We start from the raw sequence: 14,128 nt of genomic DNA on the forward strand, positions 1-14,128 counted from the left end.
TATTGCAAAAAATATCGGGTAAAGTTAGCTATTATTTTTGTCTTTTAATTGCCTTTCAAGCTCTGCAATGCGCTTTTCCATTTCCGGAAGCTTTGCATACAATACCTGCGATCTCAGCTCATTATTGTAAGGAAAGGCAGGACTACCACCCCATTTCTTATTCTCTTCTTTCAAGGATTTGTTCACTCCGGATTGCGCCTGTACCTGGGTGCCTTTCGCAATGCTGATATGCCCTACAACACCTACCTGTCCGCCAAGAACCACTTGTTCAGCAATTTTTGTGCTTCCCGAAATCCCTGTTTGTGCAGCAATAACCGTGTTTTCTCCAATTTCTACATTATGGGCAATCTGAATCAGGTTGTCCAGTTTAACCCCTTTACGGATAATCGTGGATCCTAAGGTTGCCCGATCAATCACCGTATTGGAACCGATCTCCACCGCATCTTCCACGATCACATTTCCAATCTGCGGAATCTTGGCATAAGAACCATCTTCCTGAGGTGCAAATCCGAAGCCATCGCTACCAATAATTGCCCCTGCATGAATAATGACCTGTTTGCCAATCTTACAATCCCTATATATTTTTACGCCAGGGTAAATCACCGTACCATCGGCAATCTCTACATTATCCCCAATATAAACCTGGGGATAGATTTTAACCTGATCACCAATTTTCACTTGCTTACCGATATAGCTGAAACAACCTATATAATGATCTTGACCAATTTTTGCCGTTTCATGAATGAACACATTGTCTTCAATCCCCGAGCGGTCATTCAACAGTTGATCGTATAATTTTAATAATTCGGTAAAAGCCGAATAGGCATTTTTGACACGGATTAAAGTTGATTTTACTGGCTTTTGAAGGATTAAATCCTCGTTCACCACGATAACCCCTGCTTCGATCTGGTAGATAAATTGCTCGTACTTGGGGTTTGATAGAAAGGTCAAACTTGATGGTCCTGACTCTTCTATCTTGGATAGCTGGTCAACAACCACCTCTGAGTTACCTTCTACAGTACCTTGGAGTAAATTTGCTATTTGTTCTGCGGTAAATTGCATTAAAAAATACTAAAGTTATATGTTAATAATTGTATGTTGGTGCTGTGTTATATATCCGATTTCTTTTGGATAGGTTACGGCATATTTATTTACCCGTTTTGTCAGTGCTTCAATATTGGATAAATCCGAGGCTTCCGCAATATCCTTCAGCTCGCCATGCTTATCCAACACACATATCTTACCGGTCGATGAATCATAGGCACTATTCCCCACTACCTGATCATACACAAAATAACCAACTTCTTGAGCAGAAAGACCAAATTTCTCTGCTACCCGCTCTCTCAACTCTTCCAGATAGGATTCAGAAAAAGGTTCATTGCTCATCTCCGTTCTGAATAGTTCCCTACGAATTATTTTACCACACAACTTACTCAAAATCAAATCCGGATGATCGGCCCAAGATTTTATGGCAGACATGATGTCAGTGTCGTCTAAACGAGTGAACCATGTTAAATGCGACTCATCCAACAGAAAAGTTTCCTTGTTGATGCGATTCAGTAAAAAATGTTGCAATGCAGGGCTTGCAAAAAGCTTCTCGCCCCTGTTGCTTAACTCTTTAGCTCTAGCCAAAGCTTTTATCAGCATCTGTTCTGCTGCAATGACCGTCTTATGCAGATAGACCTGCCAATACATCAACCTCCTGGCAATCAAAAATTTCTCTACCGAATAGATTCCCTTTACTTCAACCACCAATTCATCATCCTTTACATTCAGCATTTTGATGATCCGATCAAAAGAGATGACGCCCTCCGACACACCGGTAAAAAAACTATCCCGGTTCAGATAATCCATCCGATCCGTATCCAATTGACTAGAGACCAATTGGTGCAGAAACCGACGATGGTATTGGTCCTTGAAGATGGTGATGGCCAGATCCAAACGTCCTGAAAACTCGATATTCAACTTATCCATCAATAAGGAGGAGATCAATTCATGCGATACCCCTTCCACTAAAGTATGTTCTAAGGAATGAGAGAATGGGCCATGACCAACATCATGCAGTAAAATAGCGGCCAAAACAGCTTCTTCTTCCTCTTCAGAGATCTGAACATCTTTTCCCCGCAAGGTTTCGATCGCCAATCCCATCAGGTGCATGGCGCCGATAACATGTTGAAATCGGGTGTGCAATGCGCCAGGGTATACTAAATGGGTCATCGAGACTTGCTTAATATAGCGTAATCGCTGAATAAAAGGGTGCTGGATTAGGTCGTAAATGAACCCCGACGGTATTGTCACAAAACCGTAAACTGGATCATTTATTATTTTTTTCTTGTTCAATCTGCTTTAAAGTGATTAAGTATTAGCCATTTACCATGAGTTTTCATCGAACGCTATGGCTAAGATACGCGCAAAGATACACAGATGGTACTTAATAAATGTTAAAATTATATCAAAAACCATCAAAATTGAGAGGAAAACCGCATTTTATAGTCCCAATTAACTTTCATATCTCGATCAATTGTTACAAATCTCATCAAAATTCCAATAAAAGATGTAATATATGTTATAAACACATAATTTTAATGATTACTTAAATTACTATCTTCTTTATTAGTTCTAAACATATATCCGTAAATTAGCCTCCATTACTCAGGACTATACATGCAGAAAATACACATACTTTGGGCAGATGATGAAATTGAGTTCCTAAAACCTCATATTTTGTTGTTGGAACAAAAGGATTACAAGGTCAAGACCGTGAACAACGGCGCGGATGCTGTAGAAGCATTCCAGAGTGAACCCTTTGATCTGGTATTTCTGGATGAAAACATGCCGGGACTTACCGGTTTAGAAACATTGAATATCCTTAAAGGTATCAACCCTTCCATTCCTACCGTACTGGTCACCAAAAATGAAGAAGAACATCTGATGGAAGAAGCGATAGGCGCTAAAATAGATGATTACCTTATCAAACCTGTAAATCCCAAACAGATCCTTCTGACCATTAAAAAGTTTACCGAAAACAAGCGGTTGGTATCGGAACGAACTTCCATGGCTTATCAGCAGGATTTTCGTCAATTGGGAATGCGCATGAATGAGGATCTCGATCATCAACAATGGGTAGAAGCCTATAAAAAACTCTTGTATTGGGAACTTTCTTTAGAAAAATTAGAGGATGCCGGCATGCATGAAATCTTGACCATGCAAAAATCTGAAGCCAACCTATTGTTCTCTAAATTCATCGAGAAGGAATATTTGAATTGGATCAAAAATCCGGAGCAGGGCCCCACCCTTTCCCACCAATTGTTCAAGAAAAAGGTGTTCCCGAAAATGGAGCCGGACAAGCCAACCTTCTTCTTTTTGATTGATAACCTGCGGTACGATCAATGGAAGGTCATCAATGAAGTCCTCACGGATTATTACCGGGTGGAAGAGGAAGATAGTTATTTCAGTATCCTTCCTACAGCCACCCAATACGCTCGGAATGCTATATTTTCTGGCCTGACTCCTTTGGAAATGGAAAAACGTTTCCCGAAAGAATGGCAGAATGATGATGATGAGGGTGGAAAAAACCTGTATGAAGATGTATTCCTATCTGATCAGATCAAAAGACTTTATCGAAGAGAAATCAAACATAGCTACACCAAGGTCATTACCTTAGAGCAAGGTAAAGATGTTTTGGAAAACATTAATAAACACATGCAGATCGACCTGAATGTGTTTGTCTATAATTTTGTGGATATGCTGTCACATGCTCGAACTGATATGGCCATGATCAGGGAGCTTGCCAATGATGAGGCTGCTTACCGATCGCTCACCCTATCCTGGTTTGAACATTCACCTTTATTGGAAGTATTGAAATGGCTTTCCCAACGGCAGGTTCGGGTTATTATTACCACCGACCATGGAACCATCCGGGTGAGAAAACCGAGTAAGATTATCGGTGATCGAAACACCAATACCAATTTGAGGTATAAACAGGGTAAAAACCTGAATTATGTGGATAAGGACGTATTTGTGATCAAAAATCCAACGGAGGCGCAATTACCAAGAATCCATGTCAGCTCTTCCTTTGTTTTCGCAAAAGAAGACACCTACTTTGTCTATCCGAACAACTACAATCATTTTGTGAATTATTTCGGCGGGACTTTTCAGCATGGAGGTATCTCCCTCGAGGAAATGATTATCCCATTCATTACTTATAGCCCAAAATAATATGGAATTTATCGCCAGTAACCTGGAAGATTTACCAGCAGCGGCAACATGGCTGCTCCAACAAGCGAACGATAAACGAGTGTTCATTTTCAAGGCCCCTATGGGTGCCGGAAAAACCAGCTTTATTAAGGTCATATGTGAGCAATTGGGTGTGGAAGATGCGACTTCCAGTCCTACCTTTTCTATTGTCAATGAATATAGCTCTGCCCTTGGACCTGTTTACCACTTTGATTTTTACAGGTTAAAAGATGAACAGGAAGCTTATGATCTCGGCTACGAAGAGTATTTTTATTCTGGGGATTACTGTTTTATCGAGTGGCCAGAAAAAATCCCCAACCTTATTCCTGAGGATGCCATCGAGGTCAGCATCCAAGTTGACGATCAGTTCAGACGTCACATTCAATTAATTTAATATTTTTTTCATACTGACGCAACCATCCTTGGCTCAGCTGCGTCTTACTTATAAACCGAACACAATTGGAGCCTGCGAAATTATTACATACCTGGAAAGAATGCCTATCTAACAATCGGAAGGCACAATCGGAATTGTACCAATATTTCGCCCCAAAAATGTATGCTGTCTGCCTACGATTTGCTGAAAATGCAGAATCGGCACAAGACATCCTACAGAATGGCTTCATCAAGGTGTTCAGCAAAGGTCAAAACTTTGAAGGTAAAGGTTCTTTGGAAGGTTGGATACGTAAGGTCATGCTGAATTCAGCTATAGAATATTATAGGAAAAACAAGACCGTTTTCCAAACCACAGACAGCATTTCTGAGGATCACCATGAACTACCGGCTGATTTTGACATGCACAGTTTGGGCTACAAAGACCTACTCAACATGATAAAGGAATTACCCATAGGTTACAGGACGGTATTCAACCTGTATGCTATTGAAGGCTATAATCATAAAGAAATTGCGGAGATGCTGGATATGTCAGAAGGCACTTCGAAATCCCAACTTTCCCGAGCTCGACAATGGCTAAAGGAAAAGTTGAAAAAAATGGAGGAAAACATACATGAAAGATCAAGAATTTGATAAAATCTTTAAGGATAACCTAAGGGATTTGGAGGTAAAGCCTCCAGAAAACCTTTGGGAAAAGATGGAGTCTGCACTCGATCAGAAACAGCCTGCAAAGGTTAAAAAGATGTTTCCTTGGAAAACATGGAGCATTGCAGCAACCTTATTATTGGCTTTGGGATTTACGTTTAAGCTTTCCCAGTTCAAGGAGGAGCAGGTGGATCCGAAAAAGGAATATTTACCCAAAATCAAGGAAGAAGTTGAATCCCCGAAACCGGAACAAGTGGTAGCGGAAAAATTGGAGGCACCTATTACCAAGGAAGAAGTTGTACTCCAGGAAGCAAAACCAAATGCCAGAACAATTGCCCTCAAAGAGCAACCCAAAAAAGCAGCGGTTATTCCAGTGGAGAGCAGGCAGCAGGTACAAGTACCGGCATTACAACCGATGGATACAGCAATGGAATTGGATGGAGCGGGTAGTCTGACAAGGGAAGCAGAACCCTTGACTGCCAAATCAACGGCTCCTCAGGTAAATTTAACAGCAGAACCTACGGAGGCCATTTTGAATAAGACAGAAATTGCTTCCACTAAGCCCAAACAAGGGTTATTTGTCAGGCTATTGAACAATGTTGCTGATAATATCAACATCATCAACAAGGATGTTGAGTTTTCAGAAGACGAAGAAGGAACCATTAAAATAGATTTATCCAAATTGATTACAAAAACCAAATAATACTATGAAACTTAAATTTTTACTGGCCAGCTTTGCCACTTTGATCCTTGGTTTATCCATGAGTTCTGCACAGATTGTTTATAAGAAAGAGAAAAAAGAAGGTTCTGATAAGGTAAGCATCAGCATTGGCAAGCAGGATTCCGAAAACCAGGATGAGCAAGAAGATGATGGCGATGCTGATTCCAAATACCCAAGAACTTATGGCGGAATTACCTTCACCAGGTTAGATTGGGGTTTTTCCAGGTTGTCTGACGATGGCAGCTTTACCCTTTCCGAGGACAATAAATTCATGAGCTACAAGAAGTCCTCCAATTTCGGATTTGATATTGCGCAATTCGGTATAAGGTTCAATGACAATTTCAAAATGTATCTTTCGGCAGGATTTGAATGGAATTATTGGCGATTGAAAAACGATGTGCTCCTATTACAGGATCAATCCCCTATCTCTTATGATGATTTGAATCCAGATGCTAAATATTCCAAGAATGTGATCACTTCAACCTATCTGCGAGTGCCTTTGAGTTTTGAATTGAGAACACGTCAATTGAGTGGCGGAAAAAGAGTGAAACTTGCCTTTGGCGCCATGACAGGGGTATTATTAAAAGGAACACAACGCTTGAAGAGCGAAGAGTTCGGTAAACAGAAATACAAAGACAACTATAACTTCCAAACCTTCCAATATGGTCCGTTTGTAAGGATAGGATATGACAACTTTGGTCTTTTCACCAAATATTATATGAACGACCTGTTCGAAAAAAGTCCTAATCAGGAAGGCCTACGAAACCTTGCTTTCGGTATTACCTTGGGCTTTTAAAAAGAAAAATGAAATGTAAAATGTATTTTTGTGTCGGATCCTAAAGGTCCGACATTTTTTTATGGGTAAACAAGCTAACTCTTGTCAATATATATTTTCTGATGTTCAACAACCGGATCTCCCCTTGATCCACGGAAAAGACCTTTCCTGTGTTTTCGAAGGGAACATTACTGTTACAGCGGTAGATCATGTACATTTTGGCATTGAGGAAGGACAGATTACGGCTATCATCGGGGAATCGGGAAGTGGCAAAAGTACCCTATTGAAACTAATCTACGGTATGTTGGAGCCAACAAGTGGCGAAGTGAGGTACAGAGGTTGGTTGGTTCCCACCCGAAAGGACAAGCTTATCCCAGGACATGATTCCATGAAATTGGTTTCCCAAGGACTTGATGATCTTAACCTATATGCCAAAGTATGGGATAATGTGGCTTCCCAACTTTCCAATACCAACCTTGCTCTAAAGGCGAGCAAAACCCAGGAAACACTGGAGCGATTAAGGATCGACCATTTGGCAAAAAAACGTGTGGCAGACCTCAGTGGCGGCGAAAAACAACGGGTGGCCATCTGTCGAGCATTGATCAATGATCCCGAGGTATTGCTTATGGATGAGCCATTCAACCAGGTGGATGCTGCCTTTCGTGACGAATTGCAACAGGACATCCAACAGATCGTTGCCGAAACCGGCCTAACGTTGGTAATGGTGTCCCATGACCCTGCAGAGGTTTTGGCCATGGCCAATAAACTTATCGTGATGAAGAACGGTAAAATTGCCGATGCGGGAGACCCACATGCTTTATATAATTGGCCGCATCATCCTTACACTGCCCGATTATTGGCTAAAAGTAATATCCTACAGCCCAATGAGGCAAAAATATTAGGTATAGAGACTGAGCATCCCATTGCTATCCAACAGGAACATATACAGACAGAATTGAACTTGAATGGCAATTATTGGATAAAGGAGGTCCGATTCCGTGGATTTTACAACGAATTGATCATTGGAAATGAAGAAGTTACCCTTCATCAGATCCAATTCCCAAGGTTAGATGTTAAAAAAAATACGAGAATTGATATTCTCGTAACTACTTACCATGTTTTTGAACCGAAATCCATTTAAGCATTTCAGCAAACCAATCGGCATCACTGGTTTTGTTATGCATTCCAAACCCATGTCCGCCCTTTTCATAGGTATATAGCGTATTTGGAACAGCGAATCTTTTCAAACTTTCCTGATACCTCAAACTATTTTCTATCGGCACAGCCTGATCATCTTTCGCACTCATCAGAAATGTTGGCGGTGTCTTTTTGCTGACCTGTTTATCCAATGAAAAAAGTTCCACATCAGTCTGCGATGAAACAGGACCGATCAGATTCTGCTTAGATCCTTTATGGGTTACTCCATCTTCCATCGAAATCACGGGGTAACAAAGTATGGAGAAATCAGGTCGAAGGTCAGCCTTTTTCCAGCCTTTTACTTGCGGTTTGTCATAAAAATTAGCCAATGTTCCCGCCAAATGACCGCCCGCCGAAAATCCAATCACCACTATCTTTTTCCCTTTGTTTTCTCTCCGTATCCTTTGCATCGCCATTTGTGCATCCTGTAGTGGACCAAAGCGCTTATCTTTCATGGTTTCTACCTTAGGCAAACGATAATCCAGCACATAGGCATGATATCCTAAGCTATTTAGCCTTTTTGCCACATCATGGCCTTCATGACCAATAGCAACCCGCGCATAACCTCCTCCAGGAATGATCAAGAACACCAAGTCATCTTTTACATTCGATGTGGCCAGATGGGCATAGAGCTTTGGCTTATCTGCTTCTTCCATTTCGGAAATAGGCTTAGCAGCATCCGGAATCTCTTGATCACCATATAAATAACTTTTAACCCCAGTCTCTTGGGCATTAATTTGCAAACTAATCACGGTAAATACGATCAACATTATTTTTTTCATAGGTTTAGGATTGGCTTTATTTACAGATTGGCCATGACAATCAGATTCAGATCCTTACAAGGTAGATTGAATTTTTCGCTCATATCCTTGTTGGTTAGGTTGCCATGGTACAAATAAATGGCACTTCTGATGCCTTGATTTGCCCAGATCATATTGTTCATTCCTCCTGCTTCACCGATCTCCAACAGAATGGGCGTAAAGATATTCGTTAGAGCATAAGTCGCCGTTCGAGCCACCCGGGAAGCAATATTCGGAACACAATAATGGATCACATCGTATTTCTTAAATACAGGCTTACCATGATTGGTCACTTCTGATGTTTCAAAACAGCCCCCTTGATCGATACTAACATCGATCAACACCGAATTGGGTTTCATTTTGGATACCGTATCTTCCGAAATCAGGCATGGCGTACGCCCGTTCTTTGCCCGCACGGCCCCTATAACCACATCGCAGGATTTCACGGCCTTGTTCAACACAATAGGTTGGATGATCGAAGTAAAGACACGGCTCCCCACATTGCTCTGCAACCGGCGAAGCCGGTATACCGAACTATCAAAAACCTTTACCTGAGCTCCTAATGCAATGGCTGTTCTTGCGGCAAATTCCCCAACCGTACCAGCCCCGATAATGACCATTTCGGTAGGAGGAACACCCGTAACACCACCCAACATCAGGCCCTTACCATCAAAAACATTCGAAAGATATTCTGCTGCTATCAGAACAGAAGTCGCACCCACAATTTCACTCATGGCGCGGACAACCGAAAGATGCCCCCCTTCGTCCTGCAGATATTCAAAGGATAAGGAGGTAACTTGTTTCTTCATCAAAGCCTTCAAAACTTCCAATGACATAAGGGATGGCTGCTGCGAACTGAAAAGCACCTGTCTGGTTTTCATCAATTCCACTTCCTTGAGTGTAGGACTGGATATTTTGATAATGATATCGGCCTGGAAAACTTCTTTTTTATCATGTACGATCTGTGCACCCTGTTCACTGTAGTGGTGGTCTAAAAAATTGGAGGCATTCCCAGCACCACTCTCCAGGATTACCCGGTGCCCATTTTCCACCAATAAACCTACGGATAATGGCGTTAGTGCGATCCTGTTTTCTTGAAAAGTATGTTCTTTTGGAATTCCTATGGCCAATTGTCCCCTTTTCTTCCCGCTACTTAACAGCGCTTCTTGAGGCTGTAACACACCCTGTTGCGCTAATTTGGACACATTCATCATTTTACACAAAAAATAAGTTATGCTAAAAATACATAATATTATTTCAATTAAACAGCCATAAAGGATTATATTTGACAATTAATCACATATTAGAAACAATAAATCGTAAGTTTACAAACTAACCAGGTACGATGAAACTACTAAAGCCTTTGAATCATATCAAGATTGTTCCTCGGTGGATAATCTTTAGTTTCGACATCGCTATTTCAGCATGTGCTTTTATTTTCGCATTCACGCTATACAATAATTTTCAACTCGATTCTTTTTCCAAAATCGATTTCTCGATCGAGTTCTTATTCTGCATGTCCCTGACTGCCCTTTCGTTTCTGGTATTTCGACTCTACAGTGGTATCGTAAGGTATACCTCTGCGGTAGATTCCATCCGGATTTTATCTACGATCGTCTTCACGGCCATCATCATGTTCATTGCCAAATTATTGCTGATCGCTTTAGCAATCCCGGTGAACATCCCGCTCAACCTGATCATCATCTATGCCCTGTTTGCTTTTACAGGCCTAACCACCTACCGTACTTGTATCAAGATCTTCTTCCAATATACCAAATCAACAAGAAACGGACGTAAGAATGCGGTTGTTTTTGGTGCTGGCGATCTGGGGATCGCCGTAAAACGGACTTTTGAGCACGATTTCCGATCGGAGAAGACTATTGTAGCTTACATCGATGATAATGAGGAAAAGATCGGAAAGTCCATTGATGGATTAAAGATCTACAGTTCGAAGGAATTCCCAAGGATGATCAAAAAATATGGGATCGATGAACTGATCATTGCCTCATCCAATATCGATATCGACAACAAGAACATGATCATTGATATCGCTTTGGAGCAGAACATCAATGTACTGACTTTACCTCCTGTAAATAAAATATTGAACGGGGATCTTTCCCCTGCCCAGATCAAACAGGTTCGTATCGAAGACCTGTTGGAAAGAGCGCCCATACAGATTTCCAATGAAAAACTATTCGATCAGTTGCGTGGAAAACGGGTGTTGGTAACAGGTGCCGCAGGCTCTATAGGTTCAGAAATATCCAAGCAATTGAGTAAATATGAGCCGCAGATGATCATATTATGTGATCAGGCCGAGTCGCCTTTACATAACCTTCAATTGGACCTTCAGGACCTCTATAAAAACCAGATCTACCATACCTTTATTGCCGATATCCGCAGCGAGGAAAGAATGCGCCAATTGTTTGAAACCTTTAAACCACATTTTGTTTACCATGCGGCTGCTTATAAACACGTGCCGATGATGGAGAACCACCCGAGCGAGGGGGTGAAGACCAATGTATTTGGAACCTATCTTTTGGCCAATCTATCGGTGGAATTTGACATCCAAAAGTTCGTTTTTGTATCTACAGATAAAGCCGTAAACCCTACGAACATCATGGGGGCTACCAAACGGATAGCTGAAAAATATGTACAATCCTTAAACGAATATCTATCCACGCAGAACGGCATCAAATCTACCCGCTTCATTACCACGCGGTTCGGAAATGTTTTGGGCTCAAATGGGTCTGTTATTCCAAGATTTAGGGATCAGATCGAAAAGGGTGGGCCTGTTACGGTGACCCATCCTGACATCACCCGTTATTTCATGACCATCCCCGAAGCCTGTCAGCTGGTTATAGAAGCCGGTAATATGGGCCAGGGCGGCGAAATCTTTGTGTTCGATATGGGGAAATCCGTTAAAATCGTGGATCTTGCCAAAAAGATGATCCGATTATCCGGTTATGTTCCTTTCAAGGATATCGAAATCAAATTCACCGGTTTACGTCCTGGCGAAAAATTGTATGAAGAATTATTGAACGACCTGGAGAACACCTTGCCTACCCACCATGAGAAGATCATGATCGCCAAGGTCCGTGGAAACGATTTCAACAGGGTAAAAGAAGAAGTTTTAAACCTTTCTAAGGCTTTAGAAAGCCACAACAACTTAAATATTGTCCGTCAGATGAAGGTCATCGTTCCTGAATTCCTGAGCCAAAACTCCATCTATGAGCAATTGGACAAGGAAAAGATGGCTTCCCTTAACCCTTAATTAAATAAATATTTTTCTATAATTATTGCAAGTATTCTTTAAAAGTGTATTTTTGCCTTCCATAATCTATTAAAACAAAGAATGTCACAAAATAATCAAACCGTTTCTTCAGGCACGAAGAAATCATTTTTCCAAGAAAACGAAAAGAGTATCACCTTTATTGTAGCAGGAATCATTGTATTGATCCTATTGTATATTGGGTACCAAAGACTATATCTAGCGCCACGTGCAGAGAAAGCAGCAAACCAGATGTACCATGCTGAAAACTATGCTACCATCGATTCTTTGCAAAAGAAAGCGATTGAAGGTGACGGTGCATTTCCAGGTTTCAAGGAAATCGCTGACGAATATTCAAACACCAAATCAGCAAACATTGCGAATGCTTACCTAGGTGGTCTATATTTACGACAAAAGAATTTCAAGGAAGCCATCAACCATTTAGAGCAGTACACCGAAACTGGATCGGAGATCTTAGATCCATTGGTTATCGGTCTATTGGGTGATGCCTATTCTGAAGAAAAGATCTATGATAAAGCCGCTAATTATTACAAGAAAGCAGCTGATAAATCCAAAAACGTTTATACTACCCCATTATTCCTTAAGAAGTTGGGTCTGGTTTACGAAGAGCTTCAAGATTACAAAAACGCAGAATCTACGTACCAACGCATTAGAGATGAGTATCCGCAAAGCAGCGAGTCGACTACGATCGACAGCTTCCTAGCACGTGTACAAGCGAAACAGTAATCCTAAAAAAATTGATTAACTTTGAGGGCTACCGATGGTAGCCCTTTTTATTTATACAAAAATGTCAAGTAGTTTAAAAAACCTTTCTGATTTCTCCCACATCGAAGTAGGAAATGCAGCGAATCTTAAATTTGCAATCGTGGTTTCACAATGGAACGCCCAAATTACCGGCGCATTATTAAAAGGTGCCTATAAAGAATTACTAGATCACGGTGCCACAGAAGAGAACATTGAACTGATCGAAGTTCCTGGAAGTTACGAACTGATATCAGGAAGTGATATCGCCTTGAGAAAAAGAGATATTGATGCTGTTATTACCTTAGGATGTGTGATCCAAGGAGAAACCCGTCATTTTGATTTTATCTGTATGGCGGTAGCCAATGGATTGGCAAATGTAGGCATACAGCATAACAAACCGGTGATTTTCGGAGTTCTGACCACCGATAACCTGGAACAGGCCATCGATCGCTCCGGCGGCAAACATGGCAATAAAGGCGAAGAAGCAGCCATAACAGCTATACAAATGGCCCTAATCGGCAAAAAATATTAATGGTATCGTTTTTGATTGACTAAGGATATGAAACACAGGTTAATAGTATCCAGGAAGCTAAGTGTGGTTTCCTCTTACTATTTCTGCTTATTCCTAACCCTGCTAAGTATATGTCCTAACTTAGCTAAGGCACAATCCAAGAACATAGTAGATAAGATATGGAACAGCGCGGGCGGTAAAAATAAGTGGGAATCAACAAAGTACATTATGTTTACTGTTTCAGGAAACAGCCAATTTGGCAGCATCACTGGAACCCGTAAATTTTTATTGGACAAGCAAAGTAACTTGGTCAGGTTTGAAGGAACATTTGATAATGAAAATATTGTTGCTATCCTCAACGTTCAGAACCAGAAACTAATCCGTCTATACGACGAAAACGGCACAGAACTTTCTGTCACCGACTTTAAAGGATTGGTTTCAGAACTAGCAGCACAATACAACATTGACCTCAAGGTCCTAGCCTTACCGGCGAGTATTGCAACCGCATCCTTGGATGGCGGCTCGGAGAGCAAGATCATCAATGCGGAAAAGTTGCAAAAAGTAGACTTTAACAATTTCCTTGGCGGAAGCGGAAGTGTATATGTCAATGAGGAGTCTGGAATGATCAAACGGATCGATATGGACAATAAGAGCTATATCGTCAATGGTTACAAGGATATCGGAAATGGCTTGGTGCTACCCACCATTTTCAAAGGCTCAAACGACAGCATATCCTACCAAAAGGTAGCTTCCTTCACAGAAATGGAAACCGAAAAGTTTAAGTCATTTTAGAAATTTAATTTATAGAATAGCAAAGGGC

14 protein-coding genes are annotated in these 14,128 nt (G+C 41.1%); 10 read left to right on the top strand and 4 right to left on the bottom strand.

Annotated elements, in window-relative coordinates; all coding sequences use genetic code 11:
• Positions 1 to 24: 24 nt before the first annotated feature.
• On the bottom strand, positions 25 to 1,062 hold the full coding sequence (lpxD, locus tag CRJ00_RS08330; RefSeq protein ID WP_099366414.1) for a UDP-3-O-(3-hydroxymyristoyl)glucosamine N-acyltransferase: 1,038 nt from the start codon (positions 1,060 to 1,062) through the stop codon (positions 25 to 27).
• Between the two features lie 15 nt (positions 1,063 to 1,077).
• Positions 1,078 to 2,340, bottom strand: coding sequence for an HD domain-containing protein (locus CRJ00_RS08335; protein ID WP_099366415.1), 1,263 nt, complete (start codon positions 2,338 to 2,340; stop codon positions 1,078 to 1,080).
• 324 nt (positions 2,341 to 2,664) lie between these two features.
• Between CRJ00_RS08335 and CRJ00_RS08340 the strand changes: the two genes are divergently transcribed.
• The 6 genes from CRJ00_RS08340 (at position 2,665) to CRJ00_RS08365 (ending at position 7,908) form a co-directional block, all read left to right on the top strand.
• Positions 2,665 to 4,218 carry a PglZ domain-containing protein gene (locus tag CRJ00_RS08340; protein WP_099366416.1) on the top strand — a complete coding sequence of 518 codons (1,554 nt, stop codon included), beginning with the start codon at positions 2,665 to 2,667 and terminating at the stop codon, positions 4,216 to 4,218.
• 1 nt (position 4,219) lies between these two features.
• On the top strand, positions 4,220 to 4,630 hold the full coding sequence (gene tsaE, locus CRJ00_RS08345) for a tRNA (adenosine(37)-N6)-threonylcarbamoyltransferase complex ATPase subunit type 1 TsaE (protein WP_099366417.1): 411 nt from the start codon (positions 4,220 to 4,222) through the stop codon (positions 4,628 to 4,630).
• 65 nt (positions 4,631 to 4,695) lie between these two features.
• Positions 4,696 to 5,259 (top strand): RNA polymerase sigma factor, encoded by a 564-nt coding sequence (locus tag CRJ00_RS08350; protein ID WP_257213723.1) that lies wholly within the window; start codon positions 4,696 to 4,698, stop codon positions 5,257 to 5,259.
• Positions 5,240 to 5,974 (top strand): hypothetical protein, encoded by a 735-nt coding sequence (locus tag CRJ00_RS08355; protein ID WP_099366419.1) that lies wholly within the window; start codon positions 5,240 to 5,242, stop codon positions 5,972 to 5,974. Before CRJ00_RS08350 ends, CRJ00_RS08355 begins: the two co-directional genes overlap by 20 nt.
• A 4-nt stretch (positions 5,975 to 5,978) precedes the next feature.
• Positions 5,979 to 6,788 (top strand): outer membrane beta-barrel protein, encoded by an 810-nt coding sequence (locus CRJ00_RS08360; protein ID WP_099366420.1) that lies wholly within the window; start codon positions 5,979 to 5,981, stop codon positions 6,786 to 6,788.
• A 61-nt stretch (positions 6,789 to 6,849) separates the two neighbouring features.
• Entirely contained in the window at positions 6,850 to 7,908 is a 1,059-nt protein-coding gene (locus CRJ00_RS08365) for an ABC transporter ATP-binding protein (RefSeq protein WP_099366421.1), read from the top strand.
• Here CRJ00_RS08365 and CRJ00_RS08370 read toward each other — a convergent pair.
• Positions 7,874 to 8,746, bottom strand: coding sequence for an alpha/beta hydrolase (locus CRJ00_RS08370; RefSeq protein ID WP_099366422.1), 873 nt, complete (start codon positions 8,744 to 8,746; stop codon positions 7,874 to 7,876). The genes CRJ00_RS08365 and CRJ00_RS08370 overlap by 35 nt on opposite strands.
• 20 nt (positions 8,747 to 8,766) lie before the next feature.
• Positions 8,767 to 9,978 carry an alanine dehydrogenase gene (locus CRJ00_RS08375; protein WP_099366423.1) on the bottom strand — a complete coding sequence of 404 codons (1,212 nt, stop codon included), beginning with the start codon at positions 9,976 to 9,978 and terminating at the stop codon, positions 8,767 to 8,769.
• A gap of 131 nt (positions 9,979 to 10,109) precedes the next feature.
• Between CRJ00_RS08375 and CRJ00_RS08380 the strand changes: the two genes are divergently transcribed.
• The 4 genes from CRJ00_RS08380 to CRJ00_RS08395 all read left to right on the top strand — a co-directional run bounded on the left by CRJ00_RS08380 (position 10,110) and on the right by CRJ00_RS08395 (position 14,100).
• Positions 10,110 to 12,035, top strand: a complete 1,926-nt coding sequence (locus CRJ00_RS08380) for a polysaccharide biosynthesis protein (protein WP_099366424.1) — start codon at positions 10,110 to 10,112, stop codon at positions 12,033 to 12,035.
• An 81-nt stretch (positions 12,036 to 12,116) separates the two neighbouring features.
• A complete protein-coding gene (locus tag CRJ00_RS08385; RefSeq protein ID WP_099366425.1) occupies positions 12,117 to 12,779 on the top strand; it encodes a tetratricopeptide repeat protein in 663 nt (220 codons plus the stop codon).
• A 61-nt stretch (positions 12,780 to 12,840) separates the two neighbouring features.
• Positions 12,841 to 13,329 carry a 6,7-dimethyl-8-ribityllumazine synthase gene (gene ribH / locus CRJ00_RS08390; RefSeq protein WP_099366426.1) on the top strand — a complete coding sequence of 163 codons (489 nt, stop codon included), beginning with the start codon at positions 12,841 to 12,843 and terminating at the stop codon, positions 13,327 to 13,329.
• Between the two features lie 207 nt (positions 13,330 to 13,536).
• The gene (locus CRJ00_RS08395) at positions 13,537 to 14,100 is read left to right on the top strand and encodes a hypothetical protein (protein WP_099366427.1); all 564 of its coding nucleotides are present in this window, start codon (positions 13,537 to 13,539) and stop codon (positions 14,098 to 14,100) included.
• Positions 14,101 to 14,128: the final 28 nt, after the last annotated feature.

Origin of the sequence: Sphingobacterium sp. 1.A.4, assembly GCF_002734245.1 — a bacterium.
Lineage (GTDB): Bacteria > Bacteroidota > Bacteroidia > Sphingobacteriales > Sphingobacteriaceae > Sphingobacterium > Sphingobacterium tenebrionis.